This is a genomic window from Colwellia sp. Bg11-12 (assembly GCF_014076955.1).
Classification (GTDB): domain Bacteria; phylum Pseudomonadota; class Gammaproteobacteria; order Enterobacterales; family Alteromonadaceae; genus Colwellia_A.
In genome coordinates, this window is sequence record NZ_JACGUZ010000063.1 from 1 (window position 1) to 377 (window position 377).

Below are 377 nucleotides of genomic sequence, written 5' to 3' on the forward strand. Positions count from 1 at the left end.
GTAACAAGGTAACCCTAGGGGAACCTGGGGTTGGATCACCTCCTTATCTTGAAGTAAAAACAGTTTAATGGAAACTTCGGTTTCACGAGTGTCTACACAAATTACATGATAACAAATTAGAAGAAGCAAGCCTCTGGGCTTACTAATAAAATAGGTCTGTAGCTCAGCTGGTTAGAGCGCACCCCTGATAAGGGTGAGGTCGGCAGTTCAAGTCTGCCCAGACCTACCAATTCACGCTGTGAATTGATTAACTTCTTCATTAAAGAAAAGACCAAACTTAAACTGTTCTGATGAACACGTTAAGTTTGGTTTTTTAAACCACGTTTTTAACCGAATGCGCGTTAAGAATGAGTTCTTTAACAATCTGGAAAGCTGAT

At 40.3% G+C, this 377-nt stretch carries 1 tRNA gene; it reads left to right on the forward strand.

Features of this window, described 5'->3' with window-relative positions:
• The first annotated feature begins 152 nt into the window (after positions 1-152).
• Positions 153-229, forward strand: a tRNA-Ile gene (locus tag H4J39_RS08535).
• The last annotated feature ends 148 nt before the right edge of the window (positions 230-377 follow it).